Raw genomic sequence first — 22861 nt, forward strand, 5'->3', positions numbered from 1 at the left:
GGCGAGGCGGAGCCGGCAGGCCCTGAAAGGCGTTTGTCAGACAGCTCCGTTGGTTGCATTCTCGTCTTTAGACCGCCGTCAAGGCGGCGAAATGCTGGGACGGAAACCAAGGATAGAGGCGCGTTACCATATGGCCCACGAATTCGCAGTCCCCACATCATCAGGGCTTGAGCGCGACGCGCGTCGACTTCACGTCGACCACAAGGGCGCGCGCCCCGGCGAGATCGCCCTAGGTGTGGTCATTGGTCGCACCTCGGAGTTCTTCGACTTCTTCGTCTACGCCATCGCCTCGGTGCTGGTGTTCCCGCAGCTGGTGTTTCCGTTCGTCGATCGGCTGACGGGCGTCATGCTGGCCTTCGGGCTGTTCTCGCTGGCGTTCATCGCCCGGCCCTTCGGCTCGGTGATCTTCGGCGCCATCGACCGGCGCTATGGCCGGGGCGTCAAGCTGACCATCGCGCTCTTCCTGCTCGGCGGCTCAACCGCCATCATCAGCTTCCTGCCCAGCTACGCCGTGATCGGCCCGTTGGCGATTTGGGCGCTTGCCATCTGCCGGATCGGCCAGGGTCTGGCCCTGGCGGGCGCCTGGGATGGCATGGCCTCGCTGCTCGCCCTGAACGCTCCCGAAAACAAGCGCGGCTGGTACGCGATGCTGCCCCAGCTGGGCGCGCCGTTCGGCTTCATGCTAGCCAGCGGCCTCTTTGCCTATTTCGTCGCGACCCTCGCGCCGGGCGACTTCCTGGACTGGGGCTGGCGCTATCCGTTCTTCGCGGCCTTCGCGATCAACGTCGTGGCTCTGTTCGCGCGGCTGCGCATCGTTGCGACCGAGGAGTTCGGGGCGCTGTTCGAAGCGGGCGAGCTGCGTCCGGTCCGGATCATCAGCCTGCTTCGGGCCGAAGGGGGCAATGTCCTGATTGGCGCGTTCGCGCCGCTGGCCACCTTCGCCATGTTCCACCTGGTGACGGTTTTCCCGCTGTCCTGGGTGGCCTTGCATGATCCTCGCCAGGCTCTCGCGTTCCTTCGTATCGAGGTGATCGGCGCATTGTTCGGCGTCGCGGGCATCCTGGCCTCGGGCTGGATCGCCGACCGCATCACGCGCCAGAACCAGCTGGCCCTCTCGGCCCTGCTGATCGGCGTCTTCAGCCTTCTGGCGCCGAGCCTTCTGGACGGCGGTTCGACTGGGCAGACGATCTATGTGATCGTCGGCTTTATCATCCTGGGCCTGTCCTTCGGCCAGGCGGCCGGCGCGGTGAGCTCCGGCTTCTCAAGACGCTACCGCTACAGCGGCGCGGCTTTCACCTCGGATCTTTCCTGGCTGATCGGCGCCGGGTTCGCGCCCCTGGTGGCGCTGGGCCTGGCCACCCTCTGGGGGCTGCCCGCCATCGGTCTCTATCTGGCGTCGGGCGCGATCGCGACCCTGGTGGCGCTGACCATTGACCGCCAGCGTAGGCTCAAGGCCGAGAGCGCGCTCTAAACCTCGCCGCCGATGCGTTCGACCTCGTCGGCCAGGGCCGGCAGGTCGATGACGTGAAGGGTCCGGCCGGTCTGGCGGACAATGCCAAGGTTCGCCAGGCGGTTCAGCTCGCGGGTCACCGGCTCGCGCTGGCTGCCCAGCAGGGCGGCCAGCTCGGCATGGGTGGGGCAGGGGTTGATCACCGCCTGCCGCCCGTCGGGGCTGGCGGCGCTGGCCATCCGCAACAGCTCGATGTCGACGCGACAGGCCACGGACACGGCGGTCAGCTCGAAGAGGCGGTCGGTCAATGATCGCGCCAGGCTCGCCATGTCTTCCAGCAGCGCCTTCATGAAACGCGGCGACTCCTCGAACAGGCGTCGCACCAGCGACTGGGGCAGACGGGCGATACGGACGTCTTCCAGCGCCACGATGTTGACCGACCGGGGCAGGCCGTCGATCGCCGAGATCTCGCCAAAATAGCTGCCCGGCGTGATGCGTCTGTAGCCGACTTCACGGCCGGACTTGGCGTACTGATTGGCCAGCAGGACCCCTTCCAGCAGCAGGTAGATGCCGCCCTCCTGGTCGTGGCGCTGGAGGATCATCTCGCCCTTGCCATAGCTCAGTTGCTCGATGGAGGCGCTTAGCGATTCCACCTCTGATATGCACATGTGCCGAAACACTCGATTTGCGCGATAGTCTTTAGGCCAAGCTTCTTTCGGCGTATGGGTCGGCGAGGGGGCGAGCGATGGAGAAATCGTTTTCATCGAGAGACGCTCCTGCTGTCGATCGGGGGCGATGGATGGATAGCCGACAGCGGTACAAGGCCTTTATCAGTTATAGTCACCGCGATCGCAAAGCCGCTCAATGGCTTCATCGCGCGCTAGAGACCTATCGCCCGCCGCGCCTGCTGTCCAAGGGGGGTGTTGATCTTTCAAAAGCCACCCTGCGTCCCATTTTTCGGGACCGGGACGAGCTAAGCGCCTCCCTCGACCTCAACGGCGCGATCCGGACGGCGCTCGAACATTCCGACGCCCTGATCGTGCTCTGCTCCGAAGCGGCCGCAGCCTCTCGCTGGGTGGATCAGGAGGTCGAATATTTCCTGAAGGCAAGCTCGCCCGAGCGGATCATCTGCGTGATCTCGCCCGATGTCCCGCCAGAGGCCGATCTGGCGACGATCCTGCCTCCAACGCTACGCGCGGCGTTGCCGCCCGGCGTCGAGCCGTTGGCGGTAGACCCCCGCGAGGATGGCGACGGCCGGCGTCTGGCGCGGCTGAAGATCGCCGCGCGGCTGCTGGGGGTCGCCCTTGATCAGTTGGTGCAGCGCGACGCGCGCCGGCGTCTTCAGATCATGGCGGCCTTCACGACGGCGGCGGTCGTCCTGGCGATCGGCATGGGCGCGATGACGGTGGTGACCCTCAAGTCCCGCCAGATCGCCCGGCAGCAACGCGACGAGACCGAGGCCCTGGTGGCCTTCATGCTGGGCGACCTGCGCCAGCAGCTTGAACCCGTCGGACGCCTGGACGTGCTCGACAGCGTCAGCGCCAAGGTCCTGGCCTACTACGCCAAGACGCAGGCGGATCGCCTCGACGACAAGGCCCTGCTCCAGCGCGCCAAGGCCCAGACCCTGCTGGGCACGATCCGCGAGCAGCGCGGCGACCTCGCCGGGGCCGAGCACGCCTTCTCGCAGGCGGCGGCGACCACCCATACGCTGGTCGAGCGCAATCCCCAGAACGGCGACTATGTGTTCGACGAGGCCCAGAACGTCTTCTGGCTGGGTTATGTCCAGTGGCGACGGGACGACGTGGCGGGCGCCGAGCGCGGCTTCAAGCGCTATGGCGAGCTGGCCGATCGGCTGGTGGCGCTAAATCCCAGCCGCTCCGACTGGCGGATCGAAGTCGCCTACGCCAAGAACAACCTCGGCACGCTGCTGCACGAACAGGCCAGGCCCGCCGAGGCTCTGGCGGCTTTCCGCGTCGCCTCCTCGGTCTTCAAGGCGGAGCTGGCCGGAAAGCCGGGAGACCAGAAACTGGTCCAGGGGCTCGCCAATTCCCACGCGTGGGCGGCGGACTGTTTGCTGCGTATGAGGCGCCCCCAGGACGCCTATGCCGACCGCGAAGCGTCCGTCAGCCTTCTGGAGAGCGCGCTCGCCCATAATACCGCAGACAAACCTCTGACCGCCCGCGTCGTGGCGGCGCAGGTCGCGCTGGCCCGGCTGGAGCTCGACCTTGGCCGGGCGAGTTCGGCCCAGGCCCTGTCCGAGCAGAACATCACCCGGTTGCGCGGTCTGGCGGCGCTGGACCCGACGAACGCGCGCTGGCGCGAGTATCTGGCCCAAAGCCTGATCGACGCTGCGGATCTGGCGCTGTGGTCCGGGCGCTCGGCCCAGGCTGAAGCGGCTCATGCCGAGGCTGGTAGGATCGTGGCGGGTCTGAGCTCGGGTCCCGAGGCGCGGGCCTGGAGCGAGCAGTTCGATGGACGCCTTGAACAGCAGGCGATCATTCTGGCGCGACAGGCTGGGCGGGCGCAGGATGCGCGGGCGCTGGCCTACGCCTTGGCGGCCCGCTTGAAGAGCGCGGCTTGGCGTAAGGACGCCAATGTCGCCACCTTCTACGGCTTCGCCGAGTGGGCGGCGGGACGACCCGCTGCGGCTGTCGAGGTTCTCTGGCCTTGGCGAGCGGCGCTCTCATCCAGCAGCAGCGATATCCTGGCCCGCGCCCTGGCGGCGGTCGGTCGCAAGGAAGACGCCGCCGCGATCGTGCGCGATCTTGCAAAACACGGCTATCAGCACCCCGGATTCCTTGCGTTTTGGAGAGACTCTCTTTCTGGTGGAGCTTCCACTCGGGAGGCGCAAAATTGACCGAACCTACACCTACAACCTTTGTCGAGATCGTGATCGGTATCAACCATTGCGACAACTTCAACTTCATGAACGTCCGCGACCCGGAGAATCCGGTGCCGCTGAGGCTGGATCTGACCGAGCGCTGCGAGCTGTTCTTCCGGCTCAGCGACGAGCTGATCGCGTCCGGCTGGAAGTTCCAGTCCCGGCCGATCAAGGTCGACAACGACTATGGGGTGAATTTCTCTAGCTATCTTTGGGTCACCACCGGACCCTCGGGCGAGGCTCTTCCCGCTCACACGGGCTTCAAGATTATCTACGAGTGCGCGCGGATGGGCATCTACACCTACAGCCTGTTCATGCTCGACTCCCTCCTCCAGAAGATCACGCTCGACCCCGACGTCGAGAACGGTACGGGCGTGGTTCCCTGATCACGGGCCAACCGTTTGACCGCGAGGAGATCGCCGCGCTGATCCGGCGCGGCGAGATTCTCGCGGCCTACGACATCGCCCATGCCGCCCTGAGCGCCGCCTCGGCGCCGCCCGGGGCGGCCTATGCGGCGGTGCTGTGTCTGGCGCGGGCGGGGGCCTTGGACTTCGCCCGCGCCGAGTATGTCCGGCTTGGCCTGGCCACCGCCGAAGACGCCGATACGATCGCCTTGGGCGCGCGTCTGCTGAAGGATGTCGCGCTGGCCAGCAAGGGCGCGCGGCGAACTGCTTTCGCCAAGGCGTCCCGGCGGCGATACGAAGCGCTGTCGCAACGCTTTGGCGGCGTCTACGGGGCGATCAACGCCGCCACCATGACCCTTGTCGCGGGCGACCTCGCGGGCGCGGCGATGCGCGCCGCCACGGTGCTGCAGGCCCCCCCGCAGGGATCGGTCGGGGAGGCCGCCTATTACGAGGCCGCCAGTCAGGCCGAGGCATTGTTCCTTGTCGGCGACCTTGAGGCCGCGCGCCAGCGCATGGAGCGAGCCCTGGCCTTCGCGCCTCGGGCCTACGCCGCCCACGCCTCGACGCTCCGCCAGATGGAGATGTTGTGCCGCGAGGTCGGCGCCGACATGGCCTGGCTCGAGCCGTTTCGCCCGCCGGTCTGCGCGCATTTCACCGGTCACATCCAGAATGTCCGCGACCAGGCCCTTCGCCCGCAGTTCGAAGAGACGCTTCGCGCCGAGCGGATCAGCTTTGGCTACTGTGGCCTGGCGGCCGGCGCCGACATTGTCTTCGCCGAGGCGCTGCTGGAGGCGGGCGGGGAGCTGCACGTCGTTCTGCCCATCAACCGCGCCGCCTTCGTCGAGGTCTCGGTCGCGCCCTTTGGCCAGGCCTGGGTGGAGCGCTTCGAGCGCTGCATGGCCCGCGCGGCCTCGATCCGCTACGCCTCGCAGGATCCGTATCTCGGCGACGAGCAGGTGTTCGCCTACGCCAGCCAGTTCGCCATGGGCTGCGCGGTGCTGCGGGCCCAGACCCTGGCGACCGAGGCGGTGCAGGTGGCGGCGTGGGACGGCCGTCCTGCGAGCGGCCCCGCCGGAGTGGCCGCCGATATGGCCTACTGGGCGCTCAGCGGGCGTCGGGGCTTGGTGGTTCCGGTCGAGCGACCGCAGCCCGCCGTGCGCGTCTCCCAGCCGCCGGATACCGGCGCGCGAGCCATGAAAGCCATGCTGTTCGCGGACGTCCAGGGCTTCGGAGCGCTGAGGGACGACCAGATTCCCGCCTTCATGGACTCGGTGATGGGGCGGCTGGCTCAGGTGGTCGAGGCGCTGGAGGCCGCGCCGCGTCACATCGAGACCTGGGGCGACGGTCTGTTCCTTGTTTTCGATCAGCCGATTGACGCCGCGCTCGCGGCCCTGGCCCTGCTTGAGGCCTATCGCGCTTTGGATCTCCGCGGTCTTGGGTTGCCGCGGAGCCTGGGCCTCCGCATCGGGGGGCATTACGGTCCGGTGCACCTGCGGACCAATCCCCTGACCAAGGCCCCTGCGGTGGTTGGCGCGCACGTGGTTGTCGCCGCTCGCATCGAGCCGGACGCCGCGCCGGGATCAGCCTATGTCAGCGAGGCGCTCGCTGGCGCTCTGGCGACGTTCCACGGAGATCGCGTGCGGTGCGGCTATGTGGGCCGAACACAGGGACGGAAGGGCTTCCCGGCGACGCCGATCTTCAACCTTTCTCGGGCTTGAAGGGCTCGGCGAGGCCCAAAGAAAAACCGCTATTTTTCTCGATGTGAAAATCCGCACATCCAAACAGCGCCGCAGCGGAGATGTTCCGCGTGTCGACCGGCGGCGTCAGGCGCTTTTGCCCTGCAGCCACCGGCCGCGTGAACAGACTGGGGCCCGGCCACCCGCCGGTCGGGTCCATTTTCTCAAACCTTTCCGGGGCTCGCGTCCCGGTCGGATCGGGAGCCGCGCGATGTCCTTCAACAAACTCTCTCTGAGCGATGCGCCATTCGCCAAGACTGAAGTCGGCAACACGTTTCTCAAGCACGCCCTGATGATCTGGGCGCGCGAGCAGGGGGTGGCCGAAGCCAACCTTTCCGCCGTCAGCCGCGATGTCCTGGACTTCGCGCAAGCGACCGTTCGCGACGGCGATCACCGTCAAGCGTTGAGCGCCTGAAACCGCTCGGGTGTGGGCCGGCGGGCCTAGTTCACCCATTTTGAGACATGCCGCCCTGGTGGGGATTGGGGCGGTAGTCGACGAACGCCATCGCTCGCGCTGCGACGTGATGTTCGTCAAGGAGAGCCTGGGCGGCCGCGCCGTCCGGGTTCTTCGCAGCTCGGCTGAACGATCTTATTGCTGGAGAACGACATGTCCGCCCTGTTGACCGTCCTGGACAGCCCCGTGGTCTTCACGGCCGCCGTGGTCTTGGCGTTCATCGCTGCGGGCATGGCCGGGTGGCTGAGCGCCTATGTCCTGCGCCTGCGCGCACAGCTGGCCGAGGCTCTCCAGGAGGCCAACGGCATGGCGGCGCACCGCGACAGCGTCCTGGCCGAGCTGGCTCTGACCCGCGCGCGGTTGGCCGAGACGCGTCAGGCGGCTGGCCGGGCGCAAGCGACGGCCGCCGAGCTGGAGGCTCGCCTGGCGCCGACCATCAAGATCGAGCGCGAGTTTGGCGAGAGCCGATGCGAAGCCGCCAATCGCGTGATCCTGGACGCCCTGCGCGACAGGCCGCAATAGACCCGCGCCCAAACCCGCGAGGCCCCCGGGGGGCGAGATTCCGCGCCAAACCGCCTGCGGCTCAAGCCTCCGCGGGGGGCGCCGGTTTCGCCAGGCGCAGGATCATCAGGCCCAGCAGCGCCGAGGTCACGGATCCGACCAGCACGCCGATCTTGGTCTCGTCGACCAGCTTGGGGTCTCCGAACGCCAGGCCGCCGATGAACAGGCTCATGGTGAAGCCGATCCCGCACAGTACCGCCACGCCATAGAGCTGGAGAAGCGAGGCCCCGGCGGGCAGGCGCGCCCAGCCCAGTCGGACCAGGCTGAACGACACGCCGAACACCCCCAGCTGCTTGCCCAGGAACAGGCCCAGCGCGACGCCCAGCGGCACGGGATCCAGCAGGGCCGCAAGGCCGATCCCCGCGAACGACAGGCCGGCGTTGGCGAAGCCGAAGATTGGGGTGACGCCGAAGGCGACGGGCTTGTGCAGGGCATGCTCCAGCCGGTGCAGCGGGCAGCGGTCGTCAGCCCGCAACGGGATGGTCAGGGCCAGGGCGACGCCGGCCAGGGTGGCGTGAACCCCCGACTTCAACACCAGGAACCACAGCACCAGGCCCAGCAGCAGATAGGGCCAAAGGCTGATGACCTTGAGACGGTTCAGGATCACGAGCAGGGCCAGCACCCCGCCAGCGCCGGCCAGGGCCACGAGGTGTAGCTGCTCGGTGTAGAACAGAGCGATGATCACGATGGCCGCCAGGTCATCCATGATCGCGATGGCGGTCAGGAACACCTTCAGGGACGTCGGCACGCGCGATCCCAGCAGCGCCAGAACGCCCAGGGCGAAGGCGATATCGGTGGCCGCAGGGATCGCCCAGCCGGCGACGCTCTCGGGATGACCAAGATTGAAGGCCAGATAGATCGCCGCCGGGATCATCACCCCGCCCAGGGCGGCCGCGCCAGGCAGGATCACGTCGGCGGGGCGCGACAGCTGGCCGTCCAGCACCTCGCGCTTGATTTCCAGTCCCACCAGCAGGAAGAACAGCGCCATCAGTCCGTCGTTGATCCAGTGCAGGACGCTTTCGTCCAGATGGATCGGGCCGAGCGCGAAGCCGAAGTGGGCGTTCAGGGCCTTGAAGTAGGCGGGCGCCAGCGGCGAGTTGGCGACGATCAGCGCCAACGCCGCAGCGGCCATCAGCACGTAGCCGCCGGCGGCCTCGTTCTTCAGAAACTGCGCCAGCGCCTCGCGGGCGCGGCGACGGATCACTCGTAACGCCATCTCACTAAAGCCTCTTCAGGAAACGATGGGCGGCCATCAGGCCGACAAGGCCAAGCCCGCAGGCGACGTAAGCGCCACCGGCCAGGAACTGCTCCCACGGGATGTCCAGGCGAGCGAACGACTTGGCCAGCAGCAGCGATATGCTGCCTATATAGCCGAATGAGTCGGCGACATAGATCAGGAAGCCGGCCGTTCCGACCTTGCCGGTGGCCGCGATCATCCGGTCGAACAGCATGGCGTTGAACGGGGTGTAGCCCATATAGAGCCCCGCGCCGGCCAGGATCATCCACCAGACCGGCGGCAGCACGTGCAGCTGATAGGCGAGGGTCGCGCCGCCCAGCAGGACGAAGCCCAAGGCCACGAACCCGATGTTGAAGGCCACCGCGCGCCGGTTGTCCTTGACCCCCATAAGGGCGGCCAGGCCCACCAGCACGATCGCCGCCACCGGCAGCTCCGACAGGGTGAAGATTCCGGCGGCGTTCTTGTAGCCGAGCTCGGCCCAGATCTCGGCCGAGAAGTTGTCGCGGAAGTCGCGCAGCGCCGTCAGCATCACATAGACCGCGATCAGCAGGATCAGGGCGGGCGCGTGGGTGGTGAACAGGGCGGCGCGGTCCTTGGCGTTCATCGGCGCGCGGCGCACCCGCTCGGCCTCGTCGGCGGCGTTGGGCGGTGGCAACTGGGCCAGAGCCGCCACGGCGACCAGCATCAGCGGAGCGAAGATCAGTCCCGACAGCGCGGGCATCCATCGGTCGTCGACATTGGCCAGCAGCAGCGTCTTGCCGACCGACTTGGCCACGCCCGAGGACAGGATGAAGCTGGCGCACAGCATCGCGCCCAGCACTTCGGTCAGACGGCGGCCCTCGAGGAAGCCGAACACCAGGCCCCAGATCATGCCCAGGCACAGGCCGTTCAGATAGAGGGCCAGCGGTCCGGCCATGGCGGGGACGACGCCAAACAGCACGAGCGACAGCTCCGCTCCAGCGATCAGGGCCAGGATGGCGCCGGCGCGACGGCCGGGGCGCATCTCCGAGATGACCTTGATCCCAATGAACTTGGCCGTGGCGTAGCCGGCGACCTGGGCGATCACCAGGGCGATCTTGAAGTCGAACGCGAAGGGCCAGCCCGCCGCGTGGGCGTAGGCGGCGGCCGTGAACGGCTTGCGATAGCCGAACATCGCGAAATAGACCGCGAAGGACGACAGCCCGCCGTAAAGGGCGAACAGCCAGGGCGGCGCGGAGGCGAGGTAGCGGGTGACACGGCCGCCGGTCGATGGGGTTTCGGCCGTGACGTCCATGCGTGTTTCGTCTCCAGCAGCTTCTGGCGACCTTCAGCTAGCCCGCTTCGTCGATCCCCCGCAATCGGAGATGGCGCGCCTGAGCCAGCCGCTGATCGGAGACGGTTTTCAGGTCCAGCCAGTCGGTGAAGGGCAGGCCGTAGGCGCGGTCGAGGAACTCGGCCTGGAAGCGGAAGGGCAGGCCCGCGTCGCTGTTCCACAGCATCACGATGCCCGTCTTGGTCGCCGGATCGAACACCATGGTCGAGCGATAGCCCGAGACGGCGCCGCTGTGGCCGATCACGCGATGGCCGCGATAGGCGAAGCTGCGCATGCCCAGGCCATAGCCGGCGTGCTTGATCTCGCGGGCGAACGGCGCGCGGCCGTAGGGAGGGGCAGTGCCGATGCGCGGGCGCTGGGCGGCGTCCAGCACCGCCGGCGGCAGGACGTCGGGCCGCAGCCCCATCTGCGCCTGCATCCAGATGGCCAGGTCCACGATGGTCGAATTGACGCCCGCAGCGCTCGGCACCCGGTAATAGGCGTCGGACATGGGCAGGAGCCGGCCTTCGCGATGCGGCCTGGCCCAACGCGCGGCGCTGACCAGGCCGGCCTGGCCGATCGTGGCGCTGGTCATGCCCAGCGGCTGGAACAGCCGCCGCTGGACGGTCTGGTCATAGGCCTCGTGGGTGCGGGTCGCCAGGATCTCGGTGATCGTGTCGTAGGCGATGTTCTGGTAGGTGTGACAGCGTCCGGGCGCGCAGGCGACCGGCACGTCGCCCAGCGCGTGTCGGATTTGCGCCGGGTCCTGGCCATCCTCGAGCCGGTCGTCATAGGCGTTCTTGGGCAGGCCCGTGCGCTGCGACAGCAGCTGCTCGACGGTCAGCTCGCGCTGAGCGTCGCGCGGCAGGCGCAAGGTCGTGTGGAAGGTCTCCAGAGGCTCATCCAGAGACAGCAGGCCGTCGGCGGCGAGCTTGGCGGTCAGGGTTCCCGCCACCGTCTTCGACAGCGAGGCCCAGCGGAACACGGTGTGAGCGTCCACGGGCTCGCCGTCCTTGGCCGAGGTCAGGCCGTAGCCCTGCACGAACGACAGGCGACCGTCCTCGACGACCGCCACCGCCAGGCCCTCCATCGAGTGGTGGGCCGTCAGGTCCGCAAGGCGCTGATCCAAGGCGCGATAGTCGATGCGGCCGCGCCAGTCCTCGGGCTTGGTCGGCAGCACGATCGGCGTCGGCGAGGAGGCGTGGGCCGAGGTCAGGGTGGCGACCGGCGTCGCGGCGCGGAAATGGAATGCCACGGCCCCACAGGCGATCAGCAAGCTCAGCCCGCCAGCCGCCAGCCACTTGCGGCGCGACATCTTCGGGGCGGAGATCGGGTCCTGCGGGTCTGGCACGGGCGATCGACTCTCGGCGGCGATAGGGCGGTCAGGCTCTTATGGGCGCCTTGGCGCGCCGCGCCAAGAGTCCAAGGCGTCGCGGCGATGACTGTTCCACAAACAAAAACGCCCCTCGCGAGGGAGGGGCGTTTTCGATCCGGTGGGCCGGAGGTCTTAGGCGGCCTTGACCAGGGACTTGGTCAGGATGCCGATGGCGGCTTCGCGGTCGATGCGCTCGATGGCGGCGACTTCGCGGGCCATGCGGTCCAGGGCCGATTCATACAGCTGGCGTTCCGAGTAGGACTGTTCCGGCTGGTTCTCGGCGCGGTGCAGGTCGCGGACCACCTCGGCGATCGAGATCAGGTCGCCCGAATTGATCTTGGCTTCGTATTCCTGGGCGCGACGCGACCACATGGTGCGCTTCACGCGGGCGCGGCCCTTCAGGGTGGTCAGCGCCTGGCTGACGACATTGCCTTCCGCCAGCGGGCGCAGACCGGCCGTCTTGGCCTTCTTGGTCGGCACGCGCAGGGTCATTTTCTCGTGGTCGAAGGTGATGACGTAGACTTCGAGCGACATACCGGCCACTTCCTGGGTCTCGATCGCCTGAATGGTGCCCACGCCGTGCGCGGGATAAACGACGTGATCGCCGACCGAGAATTCCAGACCAGTCTTGCTCATGTTCGTCCTCATCAATACGGACCCACGGGGTCCGAACGCCGTCTTCTGTCCCAAACCAAAGGCGACAGCTTCCCGCTCCGCGGAATACTGGTCGCGGGGCCAAGCCTGTCAGGATTTGGAATAGAGCTCTAAGACACCCTTCGCCTTCATCGGGCGAGCCGGCCAGAATGAACTCTGAAGCCGGCCTGTTCGCCAAGACGGACCATCGCGAATAGCCGCAACCGTCACGTCGGCGAAGACAATAGCATAAAATTCAGCCCGAAGAAAGGGTTGCGTCCAGACACGCGGACGCGCGCCGTCAAGCTTTCGCATCGCGGCGGGGTTGCAAGCCTCAGAATTCGCGAGGGATCAGGAGCCCTTGCCGGGTTTTTCGCTGAAGTACTTCTCGAACTTGCCGGTCTCGCGCTCGAACTGTTCGCGGTCTTCCGGGGGCACGCCCTTGACCGTGATGTTGGGCCAGACCTTGGCGTAGTCGGCGTTGACGCGCAGCCACTTGCCGTCCGCCTCGTCCTCGGTGTCGGGCTTAATCGCGTCGACCGGGCATTCGGGTTCGCAGACGCCACAGTCGATGCATTCGTCGGGATTGATGACGAGGAAGTTCTCGCCTTCGTAGAAGCAATCGACCGGGCACACCTCGACGCAGTCCATGAACTTGCAGCGGACACAGGCGTCGGTGACGATATAGGTCATCGAAAACTCGAATGAGATCGGGACGGAGTTCGGCGCGCGCGTTTTCGAAGTCTGGGGGCGGCTTGTCAATGCGGCGTGATCGCGTGGGCCCCAGGAATTCTGAAGGTGTGGCCAGGGCGCTCGCCTTTTGGTCGCGGGCGACCGGCCGCAAACCATTTCTTATGGAACCAACGCGACTATCGTTGATCTGAAACACTAAGCAAAAACAACGTCGGAAAGCCGACTGAATGACGAGTGACGCCCTGGTTGTCCCGACCGGTATCAAGGACGAGACGCAAGCGCGCGCTCAGGCCCGAGCGCGCGCGCGGGCGTTTGGCGATTTCGTGCGTCAGGTTCCATTCCCGGCGGCCTTGCTGCATCGCGACCTGAGCCTGCTGGCGGTGAGCCCGGCTTGGACGGCGCAGGCGATCGCGCCAGCGGTGGCGGTCGGCGGCGACGCGGGCGGCCTTGTGGCGCCCGAGGATCGTGTCGCCCTGCTGGCCTGCGTCCACGAGGGCGCGGACTTCTCGCGCTTCCTGCCGACCCTCGCCCAGGACGGGTCGCAACAGTTCTGGCGCACCGAGTTCAACGCCTGCAAGGACCCGGACGGTGAGGTCTATGCGGTGATGGTCTCGGTCCGCGACGTCACCGGCTACGCCGAGAGCGTCCTGCGGGCCGAGCGCGATGAGCAGCGCCTGCGCATGGCGCTGGAGCTCGACGACCTGCTGGTGCGTGAGTACGATCTGCGCACCGGCGAGATGTACTTCTCCGACACCGCGCCTGAGCTGCGAAAGTGGTGCGCGTTCAAGGACGATCCGCTCGAGATTGTTCATCCCGACGACCGCCAGCGGTGCGCCGACGTGATGGCCACGCGCAAGATCGGCGAGGCGCGGGTGTTCGAGTTCCGCCTGAAACGCGACGACGGGATCGAGACCTGGATCCGCGCGGTCGGCAAGGTCTTCGTCGACCAGGACGGCCAGCCCGAGAAGCTGGTGAACCTGTTCAAGGACATCACCGATCGCCGCCGCCAGACCGAGGCCATCGAGACCCTGGCCTTCAGGGATCCGCTGACCGGCCTTCCCAACCGGGCCCTCTTCCAACACCGCTTCCATGAGGCGGCCGCCGCGTCCGAGACGCTGGGCGAGAAGTTCGGCCTGATCATGATCGACGTCGATCACTTCAAGGACATCAACGACACCCTGGGTCACGACGCGGGCGATGCTTTGCTCAAGCGCCTGGCGGGGATGCTTCAGCACGCCTTCCGCTCGGGCGATACGGTTGCGCGATTGGGCGGCGACGAGTTCGCGGTGATCCTGCGCGGCCTGCACAGCGAGGCCGACATGATGCGGCCGATCCAGAACCTGCAGGGGCTGCTCAGTCGTCCGATCGAGCATGGCGGCCGCAGCTTTACCGCCAGCGCCAGCATCGGCGCGGTCTTGCACGGCGATCCTGACGCCGATCCCGAGCACGTGATCAAGAACGCTGACATCGCGCTCTATCGCGCCAAGGAGGCGGGGCGGAACCGCAGCATCCTGTTCGAGCCGTCGATGCGGTCCGAGGTCGAGCGGCGGATCGAGCTCCTGCGCGACATCCGCGCGGCCGTGTCGGCCAACGAGTTCACGCTGTTCTATCAGCCGGTCATCGACATCCGCGAGCACCGCGTCGCCGGCTTTGAGGCCTTGATGCGTTGGGCGCATCCCGAGCAGGGCGTCCTGACGCCGGCCCGCTTCCTGGTGGCGTTCGAGGATCAGGAGCTGTCGCTGCGCCTGGGGGACCTGGCGCTGGAGCAGGCGCTGCGCCAGATGCGGGCTTGGCTGGACCAGGGCGTCGAGTTCGGCCGCGTCGCCGTCAACATCTCGGCCGCCCAGTTCCGCAGCGGGCGCCTGGCCGAGGAGATCCAGGAGCGGCTGGCGCGCTGGAACGTGCCCAGCCAGCGCCTGACCATCGAGGTCACCGAGAACGTCTATATGGGCTGGGGCTCGGAGCTGGTCAGCGAGAATGTGCGCAAGCTGCACGCGGCGGGCGTCATGATCGCGCTGGACGACTTTGGCACCGGCTACGCCAGCCTGGCCAACCTGCGCCAGTTCCCGATCGACCGCCTGAAGATCGACAAGTCCTTCGTCCAGAACGCCGAGGACGAGGCCATCGTGAAGGCCGTGATCACGCTAGGCTCTTCAATGGGCATGAAGGTGGTGGCCGAGGGCGTCGAGGACGCCGAGCAACTGGGCGCCCTGGTCCGCTACGGCTGCGACCAGATCCAGGGCTACCACTTCGGCAAGCCGATGCCGGCGGACGAGGTGGCGGGGTTTTTGGCGGGGTTTGACGGCTAACTCAGCAGGCCCCCACTTGACCTGCTTCGCAGGTCGTCCGCCCCCAGAGGGGGCGGAAGGTGTCTCCTTCCCCCTCTGGGGGAGGAGGGCCGAAGGCCCGGAGGGGGCGAGTGATCCTTACCCCTCCACCGCCTCGTACAGCCCGCGCGCCTCGCTCGCCGGCCCGCGCCGTTCGCCGCAGTCGAGGACGCGGATCGCGATAAGCCGGCCGGCCAGGGCGAACACCAGCAGATCCCCCGGCTTCAGCGTACGCGAAGGCTTGTCGATGCGGCTCTCGGTTCCCGCCCGGGTCAGGCGGATGCGGCCCTCGTCGACGAACTTGGCGGCCAGCGAGCGGGTCTTGAAGAAGCGGGCGCGCCACAGCCAGACGTCGGCGCGAGCGGCGTCGGCGCCGGCCTCGCTCACGACGCGGCCTGCTTGGGCGCGGCGGGTTTCCGGCGGCGAGGACGCTTGCGGCGCGCGGGCGGAGGCGGCGGCTCGGTCAGCTTGGCGAGAGCCGCGAACGGCGAGTCCGGCCGCGCCTTGACCGGCTTCTGTTCCAGCTTGGCCGCGCCCCGCCGCTTCCAGACGATCGGCTGGTCGGGTTTGGCGCGGATGGCGGGGGTGTAGTCGAGGGCGCGCAGCACGGTGGAGGCCTGGGCGGCGGTCCAGCCCAGCTTTTCCAGCGCCGCATCGGTCAGCACCACGCCGCCTGGGCGCTGCTCGGCCCGCAACAGCGCGTCGAGGCTCTCGAGCTGCTCGACCGGGACGCTGAAGCCAGCCACGGCGCGCAGGCCGCTGGCCGACAGTTCGCGAGCGCTGGGCTCGGGCGAGGGTAGTTTCTCCAGCGTCGTGAGGGCGCCGCGCCAGCCGGAGGGGTTGAGCGCCCGCGCGCAGGCGACCGCCTCGGCCCTCAGCGCGCCCGGGCAATAGAGGCTGAAGGCGCCGATCCGCACGGCCAGGCTCTTCAGCGTTCGCCGCTCGGCCTGGCTGAGCGCCTTCAGCTCCGGATCGACCGGGCGCTTGTCCAGCACGCCGCCGGCTTCCAGCAGGCGGTGGGCGATGCCGCGCGGCAAGCCTCGAAGTTCGCCGCCGGCCAGGGCGCGCTCCAGCTTGCGCAGCGGGGCCAGATGCCGGTCGACCTCGGCGGCCAGGAAGGCGTCTAGCCGCCGCTCGGCCCGCTCACGCACGGCGGCGGGGCCCAGCTCGCCCAGCAGGCGGGCGCGGGGCGACAGCAGGGGCAGGTCGCGGCGCACCGCCCCGGCCACCTCGCCGCGCCACAGGATCGCGCCATCGGGCGTCAGGGCGAAGGCGTCGTCGGCCTCGCTGGCCAGGAGGCCCAGGCGACGGGCGATCTCGGGGCCGACCGCGCGCTGGGCGGCGTTTCGGAGGGCCTTCTCTTCAAGGGGGGAGGCGGCCTTGACCGGGGTGAAGGCCACGCCCGACAGGTGGCCGACCACATGGCCCTCGACCGTGACCTCGCCGTCCTGGCCGACGCCGGCATAGAGCGTCTCGCGCTCGCCGAGTTGCTTGAGGAGCACGCTGGTGCGCCGGTCGATGAACCGGGCCATCAGCTTCTCGTGCAGGGTGTCGCTGATCCGGTCTTCCAGCTGGCGGGTCAGGCCTTGCCAGTGGGCGGGATTGGCCACCCAGTCCGGCCGATTGGCGATGTAGCTGAGCGTGCGCACCCCCGACAGCCGCGCGGCCAGGCTGTCGATCTCGCCGTCGGTGCGGTCCAGGGCCTTGAACTGGCTGTTCACCCAGTCCTCGGGCAGGCGCTTGCGGCCCGTGGTCAGGTCGTCGAACAGGGTGCGCGCCATGCGCTGGTGGTCGTCGTCGGTGGTCTTGCGGAAGTCCGGCGTCTGGCAGACTTCCCACAGGCGGATCAGGGCCGAGCGGTCTGCCTTGCAGCGCTTGACGATGTCTTCCTGCTTGGCCAGGGCTCGCAGGGTGCGCTCGTCCAGCGCCTCGTCGGAGAGCTTCAAGCCCCCGCGCTGGGGCGTCTCGGACAGGGAACGCAGCAGGCCCGGCAGCGAGCCGAAGTCCAGGCGGGCGTTGCGCCACTCGGCGGCGACGATCGGCTCGAAGGTGTGGCTCTCCACCGCCTCGACGAGGTCCTCGTCAATCTCTTCGCAGTCGCTGGTGACGCCGAATGTCCCGTCGCGGGTGTAGCGGCCGGCGCGGCCGGCGATCTGGCCCACCTCCTGCGGATAGAGCCAGCGGGTCCGTTTGCCGTCGAACTTGCGAAGCCCCGCGAAGGCCACATGGTCGACGTCCATGTTCAGGCCCATGCCGATCGCGTCGGTGGCGACCAGGAAGTCGACCTCGCCGGACTGGTAGAGCGCCACCTGGGCGTTGCGGGTGCGGGGGCTCAAGGATCCCATGACCACGGCGGCCCCGCCGCGTTGGCGCCGGATCAGCTCGGCGATCGCATAGACCGCGTCGGTCGAGAACGCGACGATCGCCGTGCGGCGGGGCAGGCGGGTCAGCTTCTTGGAGCCGGCGTAGGAGAGATTGCTGAACCGCTCGCGGCTGACGATCTCGGCGTCGGGCAGCAGGCGGCGGACCAGCGGGGCCATGGTCCCCGCGCCCAGGAACATGGTCTCGAACTTGCCGCGCGCATGCAGCAGGCGGTGGGTGAAGATGTGGCCGCGCTCGGGATCGGCGCACAGCTGGACCTCGTCGACGGCCAGGAACTCAACCTCGCGCGCCAGCGGCATGGCCTCGACGGTGCAGACGAAATAGGCCGCGCGGGCGGGGACGATCTTCTCCTCGCCGGTGATCAGGGCGACGCTGGCCTTGCCGCGCAGCTTGACGACCCGGTCGTAGATCTCGCGCGCCAGCAGGCGCAGCGGCAGGCCGATCATGCCCGAGGCGTGACCCAGCATCCGCTCGACGGCCAGATGCGTCTTGCCGGTGTTGGTTGGCCCCAAGACCGCGGTCAGCTTCGAAGGGGCCAGGCCGGTCGAACGGTCACTCATGGACCGAAAGTGGGGCGGGAATCGTGCCGGGGCAAGCGGCGCAGCGGCCGTGGAGGCCAGAGCGCGATGGCGCTATGGTTTTCGTCGATGGAGGTCGCCATGAGCGTGTCGAACCCAGAAGCCTTCACGCCGCTGACCGGCGGCTGCCAGTGCGGCTCCGTGCGCTACGTGGTCGCCGCGCCGCCGCGCCGTCATTCGCTGTGCTGCTGCGTCGACTGCCGCCGCAGCGCGGGCGCGCCGATCGTGGGCTGGGCGTCGGTGGCCGAAGCGTCGCTGACGATCACCGGGCAGACCGCCGGCTACAATTCCTCGGGCGACATCGAGCGCGCCTTCTGCCCGCGCTGCGGGACGGGGCTGTTCTATCGCAGCGCGTCGCTGTTCCCGGGTGAGGTCGATGTCAGCACCGGGACGCTCGATGATCCCAGCGCGTTCTCGCCGACAGAGATAATTCAGGTCGCCGATGCGCCCACCTGGTGGGAGACGATCGGGTCGCTGCCTCGGCACGCGCGGTTTCCCAACGAGGCGTAGAGCGTGGCAGCCGAAAGTGTGAGCGGTTTCGGCGCCCGCCACGCTCTAAGTTATAGAGATAGAGCCTGTTTATCCGTTTCTGATGTTTCCATCAGAAACGGACAGGCTCTAGGCGACCCGACGCCGGTAGGCTAGGCCGTGACTGTGTCCAGCGCCAGGCGTATCCGACGGAAGGCGGTGGTCAGGCCCGAACTCGCCATCGACAGGCGATTGCCATTGCGCAGCCGGCGATTGGCCTCGGCGTATTCGCCGCGGTTGATCAGATCAGCCACCTCGGCGGCGGCCTGGTGAAACTCGCGGTGCGCTTCCACGCAGTTCAGATAGGTGTGGTTGCCGGCCCAGCGTTGCTGGAGCGGTCCGTGCAGCCACTGACCCGTATTGCATTGACGGTCGGCGCGCAGCTTGGCGGCGTCGACCTGGCGCTTGTCGGCGACCGCGTCGACGAGCTCGTTGTAGATCCTGGCGTGCGCGTGCGCTTCTTCAGTAAGGTCCATCGCTAAACCCTAGGGTTGGATCACTTCGGTCCGCACTTTTTCGAAAACTCTGGTTGCCACCGCGTAACCAGGAATCCTTAATTCCCCCGCCGGATGTGAACCTTTTTCAAGCGCCTGTGGATGAAGCGGTTCAGCGCGCGAACGCCACCTTTCCGTCCACCACGGTGAGCACCGGCTGAGCCGTCAGGATCGCCTTGGGTTCGATGGTCATCAGGTCCTTGTCGAAGGCCGTCAGGTCCGCCTTTTTCCCGGCTTCCAGTGTTCCCAAATCCTTCTCGCGGAAGGCGGCGTAGGCCGGCGCCAGGGTCAGCATCTTGAGCGCCTCGGCGCGGCTGACGGCTTCTTCCAGATGCCAGTCGGCGTTGGCGAAGCCGTCCAGCGAATGACGGTAAACGGCGGCGTAGAACTCGATGCGCGGATCGCCCACCTCGACGGGAGCGTCCGAGCCCGCCGCGACCACCACGCCGGCTTTCAGAAAGTCGTTCCAGCGATAGCCCTGGTGCAGGCGGTCCTTGCCCAGGCGCGCGGGGGCGAAATAGAGGTCGCCGATCGCGTGGCTGGGCTGCATCGAGGCGATGACGCCCAGCTTGGCGAAACGCGGCAGGTCGGTGTCGGCCACGATCTGGGCGTGCTCGATGCGCCAGCGGGCGGTGGTGTCGCCGGCCAGGGCCTCTTCGAACCAGTCCAGCACCATGCGGTTGCCGCGGTCGCCGATGGCGTGCATGGCGACCTGGGCGTTCACGGCCTTGGCCTTTTTCATCAGGGCCAAGCCCTTGTCGCGCTGGGTTAGCTGCAGGCCAAGGCCCTCGGCGTCGCTGTAGGGCTCCAGCAGCGCCGCGCCGCGCGAGCCCAGGGCGCCGTCCATGTAGAGCTTGATCCCGCGCACCCGGATCAGGCCCGTGGCGTCGGTTTGCGGCCCCTTGGCCAGCACCTCGGCCGCGCCGCTGGGGTCCATGTAGTTGTCGACCCGGATGTGGAAGCTTCCTTTGGCCGCCTCGTCGCGCAGCAGGGTCAGGTCGTCGGCCATGACGCTCATGTTCCCCAAGCCCGTCCAGCCGCGCGAGGCGTAGAGCTGGCCGGCCTTGCGCAGGGCCTCGCGCTTGAGGGCCTCGCTGGGCGGCGGGATCACGTCCTCCACCAGGCTCTGGGCGTGGTCGATCAGCATGCCGTCGGGCTGGCCGTCGGCGCTCTTCAGGATCTGGCCGCCGGCCGGGGCGGGCGTCGTGGCGGTGATCCCGGCCTTGGCCAGGGCGGCGCTGGAGGCGACGCTGGCGTGGCCATCCGAGCGGCCCAGCACCACGATCCGCTCCGGCGCGGCGGCGTCCAGGTCAGCCTTGGTCGGGAAGCGCTTCTCGGGCCAGTGGGTTTCGATCCAGCCCCGGCCATGGATCGCGCCCTCGGGATGGGCGGCGGCGTAGGCCTTCACGGCTGCGACCAGCTCGGCCACCGACTTCACCTGGTCCAGGTTCAGCGTCAGCTCGCGCAGGCCGATGCCGGTCAGGTGGGCGTGGGCGTCGACGAAGCCGGGATAGGCGGCCGCGCCCTTCAGGTCGATGGCGCGGACGTCCTTGGCCGCCTTGGCCTTGGCGCTGGCCAGGTCGCCGACGAACAGGATGCGGTCATCGCGGATCAGCACCGCCTGGGCGGTCGGCGCGGCGTCGACGCCGGTGTGGATCGGGCCGCCATGGATCAGCAGGTCGCCGGCTTTCGCGGTCGAAAGAGATGCGGCGGCGAGCAGAACGGCGAGAGCGAGGCGGCGCAAGGGCGATCTCCGGAGCAAGTTTCGGAAAATCGTATGGGCGGTTCTTCGCCAGCGGCAACAGGCCTGCTAGTTTTTCCCCATGCCGACCCAGGGTTTCGCCCTTTTCGACACCAGCATCGGGCGCTGTGGCCTCGCTTGGGGACCCAGCGGCCTGATCGGCTTGCAGTTGCCCGAGAGCACGCCTGGCGCGGCCTGGGGGCGGCTGCGGCGGCGTTTTCCCGAGGCGGTCGAGTCCGAGCCGCCGCCCGAGGTCGAGGTCGTGATCGAGCGCATCCGCGACCTGCTGTCCGGCGGTCACGACGATCTTGCGGACGTGCCGCTGGACCTGGGCGGCCAGTCGGCCTTCAACCTGCGGGTCTACGAGATCGCCCGAGCCGTCGCGCCGGGCGAAACCACGACCTATGGCGAGGTCGCCAAGGCCATGGGCGAGCCGGGCGCGGCGCGGGCCGTGGGCAAGGCCCTGGGCGAGAACCCCTGGCCGATCGTCGTGCCCTGTCACCGGGTGCTGGCGGCTTCGGGCGGGATCGGCGGGTTCTCGGCGTCCGGCGGCGCGGCCACCAAGGCCCGGCTGCTGACGCTGGAAAAGGCCAAGACCGACGCCGTCCCGACGCTGTTTGATCTGGAGTTCTCGGTCGCGCCGCCGAAGGGCGGGTGAGGCGGCTTCCTTAGCGTCACCTTTAAACAGCATCGTCATCCCGGCCGAAGCGTAGCGGAGCGCCGGGAGCCAGGGGCGACCGCAGCGCGCCGGCCCTGGTTCCCGGCTCTACAGTCCGCTGCGCGGCCTTCCGGCCGGGATGACGATAGAAATATAGGGGAGGGGTTCGCACCCCTTAACGCCCGCTAACCCTTAGTCGAACAGGGGCGAAACGAATCAGGACCGAATCAGCGACGTTCGCCGATTCAGTGTTTGTTCCCTACTATCTATTGTATCTCAATTTGCGTTAACCACAAACGGAAGCTTGGCTGTGGCGCTATTTCGCCGCCTGTTCGGCCGGGCATTCGGCCGCGACGCGCTTGGCGCTCATCACGCCGGCCAGCGACAGACCGTTGATGGTCTTCATGTGGATGTTCAGGGTGAAGCTCTCGGGCGTGTACGAGCCGTCGGCGGTCACGGGGGCCACGCGGTCCTTCTTGTCGGTCCATGTGCCCTTCAGCTTGATCTTGCCGTTGGAGACGACGTTGGTCGTGTAGTCGCAGCGGTACTTGCGGGTGCAGATGCCGCGCGAGAACTGCTCGGCGTCGGCGGGCTTGAGGCACTTGGTCTCGCTGCCGGCGGGAATCGGCCCCACGCGATAGTCGTAGACCCAGTGGCCGGGCAGAATCGTTCGCGCCGGCGCGGCGGCGGTCGCCGGGCGCGTTTGGCTTGCGGCGGTCAGCGGCAGGGCGGCCGCCAGGGCCAGGACGGAAGCGGCGAGGGCGGTCGAACGCATACAGCGGGTCTCCTTCATGCGGCCCTATATATAGAGCGCCAGATGAACCGTGCTTGAAGGCGGAGGTTGGGCGGCGGGGTCCCCTGGAGGGCGCCAACAAACAGCCAGGTCCGCCTTGACTCAGGGGGCGGCCTTCGCCTATATCGCCCGCTCTCGCGCGGCCAGCTCGTCCGGCTCGCGTGTCCGAATTCGTATCTTAGCGGGCCAGGCTCTTCTCAAGGGGGCGGGGCTTCGCCCAAGCCAAGGTAACCACCATGTCGCGCCGTTGCGAACTTACCGGTATCGGTCCGATGGTCGGCCACAATGTGAGCCACTCGAACATCAAGACCAAGCGCCGCTTCCTGCCGGCTCTGTCGCCTGCCTCGCTCCAGTCGGAGTCGCTGGGCCAGACCTTCAAGCTGCGCATCAGCAACGCGGCCCTGCGCACCCTGGACTTCAAGGGTGGCCTGGACGTGTTCCTGCTGGGCGCCAAGGACGAGCAGCTGTCGCCGCGCGCCCTGAAGATCAAGGCCCAGGTGAAGGCCAAGGCCAAGGCCGCCGCTCAGGCTGCTTAAGGCTGTCGGCCGCCTAAGGCTCTTCAAGGCTGAAGATTTGAAAGCCCGCCGGGAGCAACCCCGGCGGGCTTTTCGTCGTGGGGGCGGAGGCGGCTAATCATGGCGGCCA

At 67.9% G+C, this 22861-nt stretch carries 21 protein-coding genes; 9 read left to right on the forward strand and 12 right to left on the reverse strand.

Translation table 11 applies throughout. From position 1 onward, the window contains the following. The first annotated feature begins 130 nt into the window (after positions 1–130). Positions 131–1471, forward strand: a complete 1341-nt coding sequence (locus CSW59_RS05090) for an MFS transporter (protein ID WP_099443021.1) — start codon at positions 131–133, stop codon at positions 1469–1471. Here the strand turns inward: CSW59_RS05090 and CSW59_RS05095 are convergent. After that, positions 1468–2214, reverse strand: a complete 747-nt coding sequence (locus CSW59_RS05095; protein WP_099443022.1) for a Crp/Fnr family transcriptional regulator — start codon at positions 2212–2214, stop codon at positions 1468–1470. The two genes, CSW59_RS05090 and CSW59_RS05095, sit on opposite strands and share 4 nt — an antisense overlap. Positions 2215–2249: 35 nt before the next feature. On the opposite strand from CSW59_RS05095, the gene CSW59_RS05100 reads away from it, so the two are divergent. From CSW59_RS05100 to CSW59_RS05110, 3 genes are all read left to right on the forward strand, one after another. Continuing rightward, positions 2250–4307: a toll/interleukin-1 receptor domain-containing protein gene (locus tag CSW59_RS05100; RefSeq protein WP_099443023.1), complete on the forward strand. Its 2058-nt coding sequence runs from the start codon at positions 2250–2252 to the stop codon at positions 4305–4307. Beyond that, entirely contained in the window at positions 4304–4717 is a 414-nt protein-coding gene (locus CSW59_RS05105; protein WP_099443024.1) for a hypothetical protein, read from the forward strand. Before CSW59_RS05100 ends, CSW59_RS05105 begins: the two co-directional genes overlap by 4 nt. A 74-nt stretch (positions 4718–4791) precedes the next feature. Beyond that, on the forward strand, positions 4792–6453 hold the full coding sequence (locus tag CSW59_RS05110; RefSeq protein WP_369825745.1) for an adenylate/guanylate cyclase domain-containing protein: 1662 nt from the start codon (positions 4792–4794) through the stop codon (positions 6451–6453). On the opposite strand, the gene CSW59_RS20545 is transcribed toward CSW59_RS05110, so the two are convergent. Then, positions 6434–6871: a hypothetical protein gene (locus tag CSW59_RS20545; protein ID WP_143754953.1), complete on the reverse strand. Its 438-nt coding sequence runs from the start codon at positions 6869–6871 to the stop codon at positions 6434–6436. The genes CSW59_RS05110 and CSW59_RS20545 overlap by 20 nt on opposite strands. A gap of 207 nt (positions 6872–7078) precedes the next feature. Between CSW59_RS20545 and CSW59_RS05120 the strand changes: the two genes are divergently transcribed. Continuing rightward, entirely contained in the window at positions 7079–7447 is a 369-nt protein-coding gene (locus tag CSW59_RS05120; RefSeq protein ID WP_099443026.1) for a hypothetical protein, read from the forward strand. A gap of 61 nt (positions 7448–7508) precedes the next feature. On the opposite strand, the gene nhaA is transcribed toward CSW59_RS05120, so the two are convergent. The 5 genes from nhaA to fdxA form a co-directional block, all read right to left on the reverse strand. Further along, the gene (gene nhaA, locus CSW59_RS05125) at positions 7509–8702 is read right to left on the reverse strand and encodes a Na+/H+ antiporter NhaA (protein ID WP_099443027.1); all 1194 of its coding nucleotides are present in this window, start codon (positions 8700–8702) and stop codon (positions 7509–7511) included. Positions 8703–8706: 4 nt separating this feature from the next. After that, positions 8707–9996, reverse strand: coding sequence for a DUF5690 family protein (locus CSW59_RS05130; protein WP_099443028.1), 1290 nt, complete (start codon positions 9994–9996; stop codon positions 8707–8709). A gap of 37 nt (positions 9997–10033) precedes the next feature. Further along, a complete protein-coding gene (locus CSW59_RS05135) occupies positions 10034–11365 on the reverse strand; it encodes a serine hydrolase (protein WP_099443029.1) in 1332 nt (443 codons plus the stop codon). Positions 11366–11521: 156 nt separating this feature from the next. Next, positions 11522–12025, reverse strand: a complete 504-nt coding sequence (locus CSW59_RS05140) for a CarD family transcriptional regulator (RefSeq protein ID WP_099443030.1) — start codon at positions 12023–12025, stop codon at positions 11522–11524. A 348-nt stretch (positions 12026–12373) separates the two neighbouring features. Continuing rightward, positions 12374–12715, reverse strand: a complete 342-nt coding sequence (fdxA, locus tag CSW59_RS05145; RefSeq protein WP_099443031.1) for a ferredoxin FdxA — start codon at positions 12713–12715, stop codon at positions 12374–12376. Between the two features lie 227 nt (positions 12716–12942). On the opposite strand from fdxA, the gene CSW59_RS05150 reads away from it, so the two are divergent. Then, positions 12943–15024 (forward strand): bifunctional diguanylate cyclase/phosphodiesterase, encoded by a 2082-nt coding sequence (locus CSW59_RS05150; RefSeq protein WP_099443032.1) that lies wholly within the window; start codon positions 12943–12945, stop codon positions 15022–15024. Positions 15025–15141: 117 nt separating this feature from the next. On the opposite strand, the gene CSW59_RS05155 is transcribed toward CSW59_RS05150, so the two are convergent. Continuing rightward, a complete protein-coding gene (locus CSW59_RS05155) occupies positions 15142–15429 on the reverse strand; it encodes an RNA-binding S4 domain-containing protein (RefSeq protein ID WP_099443033.1) in 288 nt (95 codons plus the stop codon). Beyond that, positions 15426–17984: a helicase-related protein gene (locus CSW59_RS05160; RefSeq protein ID WP_099443034.1), complete on the reverse strand. Its 2559-nt coding sequence runs from the start codon at positions 17982–17984 to the stop codon at positions 15426–15428. The genes CSW59_RS05155 and CSW59_RS05160 overlap by 4 nt, the downstream gene beginning before the upstream one ends. A 99-nt stretch (positions 17985–18083) precedes the next feature. Between CSW59_RS05160 and CSW59_RS05165 the strand changes: the two genes are divergently transcribed. Next, positions 18084–18512, forward strand: coding sequence for a GFA family protein (locus CSW59_RS05165; protein WP_099443149.1), 429 nt, complete (start codon positions 18084–18086; stop codon positions 18510–18512). A gap of 131 nt (positions 18513–18643) precedes the next feature. Here CSW59_RS05165 and CSW59_RS05170 read toward each other — a convergent pair whose 3' ends face one another. Both CSW59_RS05170 and CSW59_RS05175 read right to left on the reverse strand, forming a co-directional pair. Further along, positions 18644–19006 carry a CZB domain-containing protein gene (locus CSW59_RS05170; RefSeq protein WP_099443035.1) on the reverse strand — a complete coding sequence of 121 codons (363 nt, stop codon included), beginning with the start codon at positions 19004–19006 and terminating at the stop codon, positions 18644–18646. A 130-nt stretch (positions 19007–19136) separates the two neighbouring features. Beyond that, positions 19137–20768 carry an amidohydrolase gene (locus CSW59_RS05175; RefSeq protein WP_099443036.1) on the reverse strand — a complete coding sequence of 544 codons (1632 nt, stop codon included), beginning with the start codon at positions 20766–20768 and terminating at the stop codon, positions 19137–19139. Positions 20769–20847: 79 nt separating this feature from the next. Between CSW59_RS05175 and CSW59_RS05180 the strand changes: the two genes are divergently transcribed. Further along, positions 20848–21423 (forward strand): methylated-DNA--[protein]-cysteine S-methyltransferase, encoded by a 576-nt coding sequence (locus CSW59_RS05180; protein ID WP_099443037.1) that lies wholly within the window; start codon positions 20848–20850, stop codon positions 21421–21423. Between the two features lie 316 nt (positions 21424–21739). Here CSW59_RS05180 and CSW59_RS05185 read toward each other — a convergent pair whose 3' ends face one another. After that, complete coding sequence (locus CSW59_RS05185) at positions 21740–22198, reverse strand: DUF3617 family protein (RefSeq protein WP_099443038.1); 459 nt, start codon at positions 22196–22198, stop codon at positions 21740–21742. Positions 22199–22452: 254 nt separating this feature from the next. On the opposite strand from CSW59_RS05185, the gene rpmB reads away from it, so the two are divergent. Continuing rightward, complete coding sequence (rpmB, locus tag CSW59_RS05190) at positions 22453–22752, forward strand: 50S ribosomal protein L28 (RefSeq protein ID WP_099443039.1); 300 nt, start codon at positions 22453–22455, stop codon at positions 22750–22752. The last annotated feature ends 109 nt before the right edge of the window (positions 22753–22861 follow it).

The sequence above is a fragment of the Caulobacter sp. BP25 genome, from assembly GCF_002737755.1.
Taxonomy (GTDB): domain Bacteria; phylum Pseudomonadota; class Alphaproteobacteria; order Caulobacterales; family Caulobacteraceae; genus Caulobacter.